The sequence below is a fragment of the Chloroflexota bacterium genome, assembly GCA_026389585.1.
Lineage (GTDB): Bacteria > Chloroflexota > Dehalococcoidia > UBA2247 > RBG-13-53-26 > JAPLHP01.
In genome coordinates this window covers 1-2,874 of sequence record JAPLHP010000037.1, presented here as the reverse complement: position 1 = coordinate 2,874, position 2,874 = coordinate 1, and the positions used below count along the sequence as shown (strand labels likewise).

The 2,874-nt window shown below is 54.7% G+C and carries 5 protein-coding genes and 1 tRNA gene; 4 read left to right on the top strand and 2 right to left on the bottom strand.

Translation table 11 applies throughout. The features are described from left to right. A partial coding sequence (locus tag NTZ04_03665; protein ID MCX5991413.1) for a hypothetical protein occupies nucleotides 1–284 on the top strand: 284 nt, incomplete at its 5' end. 147 nt (nucleotides 285–431) lie between these two features. Here NTZ04_03665 and NTZ04_03660 read toward each other — a convergent pair. Both NTZ04_03660 and NTZ04_03655 read right to left on the bottom strand, forming a co-directional pair. Then, nucleotides 432–513, bottom strand: a tRNA-Leu gene (locus NTZ04_03660). 253 nt (nucleotides 514–766) lie between these two features. Next, nucleotides 767–949 carry a helix-turn-helix domain-containing protein gene (locus NTZ04_03655; GenBank protein ID MCX5991412.1) on the bottom strand — a complete coding sequence of 61 codons (183 nt, stop codon included), beginning with the start codon at nucleotides 947–949 and terminating at the stop codon, nucleotides 767–769. Between the two features lie 428 nt (nucleotides 950–1,377). Here NTZ04_03655 and NTZ04_03650 point away from each other — a divergent pair, with 428 nt between their 5' ends. The 3 genes from NTZ04_03650 to NTZ04_03640 all read left to right on the top strand — a co-directional run. Beyond that, nucleotides 1,378–1,614, top strand: coding sequence for a hypothetical protein (locus tag NTZ04_03650; GenBank protein ID MCX5991411.1), 237 nt, complete (start codon nucleotides 1,378–1,380; stop codon nucleotides 1,612–1,614). A 269-nt stretch (nucleotides 1,615–1,883) separates the two neighbouring features. Continuing rightward, a complete protein-coding gene (locus NTZ04_03645) occupies nucleotides 1,884–2,123 on the top strand; it encodes a hypothetical protein (protein ID MCX5991410.1) in 240 nt (79 codons plus the stop codon). 47 nt (nucleotides 2,124–2,170) lie between these two features. Then, the coding region (locus NTZ04_03640) for a hypothetical protein (GenBank protein ID MCX5991409.1) at nucleotides 2,171–2,874 on the top strand (704 nt) is incomplete at its 3' end.

Here is a 2,874-nt window from a genome sequence, read left to right as displayed (position 1 = left end):
ACGAAGGTTCGTGCTGCGATGTAGAAAGGCCTGACCGCTTTCAACCACTCGTCATCGCTTACGGTTTTTGCAAAGAGGCTCATATGTTGTATGTCTCCTATCTTGCGGCGAACCCCGGGCCCCAGACCATGGTGGATTTGTTCCCCCAGCCCACGAGGAAGTTGAGTCCATCTCGAATGCCGAAGTGGTATTCGACAATGATGGTACAGAGTAGCAACATGGGGTGTCAAACTCGGCTTGGACACAAAGGGGCTGGCGACGAGAGTGATGGACCTCTGGAATGATCTTGACGTTATCACCGCACACGGCTACAATCCGCGCTCAGAATGAGCGACGCGTATACCATCAGAGATGCCGTCAAGAAGATGGAGACGGGCCAAGTGATTCTCGAACCTGATCCCGCACAGGGGGCCAGGCGAGCTGGTATTCACTGGGGAAGGGGAGAGTCGAACTCCCACGCCTCGCGGCACATGATCCTAAGTCATGCCTGTCTGCCAATTCCAGCACTTCCCCAAGCACAATAGGACTTGATATTCTAGCATTTTGGCCCCGAATTTGCTTCACATAGATTGCGTTTTTGTCAAGACTCTTTAGAAATGACCTCACATAGATTGCGTTTTGCTTGACATTGTTACGAAGGGAATCGATGGATTTCTGGAGTTTTGCGGAGGCCGGGCGCTGATTCAGTCGCACCTGACTTAAATAGGCGGCACTCACCCCCAGCTGCTTGGCCAGTTGCCTTTGACTTATCTGTCCCTTCTTGATTCTACCCATTGGTCTCCCCCTTCTTTCTCTTTGGTGCCCTTCTTCTCTGATAGTCTAGGCTCAGAACCACCCAGTCCCGGCCAAACTTCCTACCCTCTATCTTCCCTTGTTCCAGCAGTAGCCTGACATGACTGGGGTCCAGGCCCAGTTCCTTGGCGGCTTCCTTCGTTGTGTATGTCTTCATAGCTGAGTACTATACACTCTAGCGTTGGTAATGTCAAGTAGATGATTCACACCTGTCTCCCCTATCCCTTCAGCCCCAGATGGTCACAGAGGGCGTCTGACAATCCTCCCACCATTGGCGCCCTGGGCAAGGGAGAGGAGGTACCTCTACACCCCACCCCCTTCCCGCCCTTTTGTGAAGCGTGATTTTGCCACTTGTGCACAAAGGGGAAGAGGAACCGTCGAGGCCCCCCTTCCTTGTGTCCAATTTGTGATTAAACCACATCAGCCTGAGATTAACTGGTGAATTGCCTGTGATACCTTGAAAAGTGAGGCTGGGCGCAGCAGAGGGGGCCCGGCGTGTAGTCACCCTTGCCACAGCCCCATGATAGGGTGTGAGGCTCAGTACCCTATCCTCCTTTTGTCAGGGGCCAGGAAGGAGGTACCCAAATGACAATGAGTCCATCTCCGACTAGTGGCGCAGCCTTGAAACGGAAGATTGCGGAACTCGACCGAGTCCGCTCACAAATGAGGCTCGAGATTATTAGGATACAAAGACAGCCTGGTTACGGTAGCGAAGAGAACCTTGCAGAGACTGAGAATACCCTAATCGGGGTGGAGGAGGAACTGTGCGAGTTGGTTCGACGCTATGAGGAGGGGACGTCCCCTCGAGATTCCCGTGAGTGAGAATGGCTGGAAGGGTGGGCAGAGATGTCCACCCTTCTTCAATTCATAGTGAGGTTTACGGTTCTTCTGGTTCGGTGGCTTGATGGTGACCACGTTGAAGTCACCGGCGTCATACCCGTTGAAGATGCTGCTATTGTGACCACACAATCTTGATCTGATGTGCTACTATTCAATGTGGTTCTTTTGAGAACTGTGCAGGGGAATGGGGAGCAGCGCCTGATGGGATCGGCAGTACCGAGAGCGCTGCCAGAATACGGGGCGGAGGTGTGATGATGATGACGTTCCTGATCGTTGGAGCCGGCATCTATGTCGCAGTGATGCTGGGCACGCTGGCCTTCTCGGGCAACCGGCCGGCCAGCGGCATTAGAGGGACAGTACGCCAGGGGGTTCTTGGGGTGGTCTTCGTAACCCCAGTTGCACTGGTCGTGGCGACCTTCGGCGTAGCTATCTACGCAGTTATCGCCTCGCTCCTGAACCTCTTGGATGTGGTGAAGTTGCCCCTGCCCTAATCCATGGGCTGCAATGGCCATCCTGAAGGCTATATGAGGAGGAATCAATGGTCGTAGGCGTTACTGTTGGCGTTATCGTTATTGTGATTGTGCTATTGATCGTCCTGGTGATCCTGTTGGCCTCCACCAAGTACATCGGGCCCACTGAGGTGGGCCTCGTTATCAAAAGGGTGGGCAAGAAGCTCCAGACTGATGGGCCGATCGCCTTCAACGGAGAGGCCGGCTACCAGTGGGAAATGCTGATGCCTGGATTGCGAATGAAGCTGTGGCCGATATACAGTGTCACCAAGTACCCCTGGGTACAGATACCGGCAGGTGAGATCGGCGTCATAGTGGCTCAGGTTGGCAAGCCGCTCCCCATCGGTGCCAAATCGGCGGTCTACAAGCCTGAGTTTGGTGCTTTCCAGGACTTGAAGAGCTTCGTCATCGCCGGCGGACAGAAGGGCGTGCAGCGGCCGGTGCTGCCCCCGGGCTCCATGTCTCCCTACCATCCGGTCGGTTTCCTGGTGATCACCAGGAAACAAGTCTATGGGAGACCCGTGGAGCCGGACCTGGTGGCCAGGTACAGAGTCCAGGGTCGCCTCACGCCAAAGGATTTTGGTCTTGAACCCGATCAACTCAACCTGGTCGTCATACAGCCGGAAACAACCAGGGAAGAGCGCAGGGTCAGGGATGTTATCGGCATAGTCACTACGCTGGAAGGCGAACCTTTGGGTGCCGGAGATATCGCCTCCAGGTTGGGCGCTTTTGA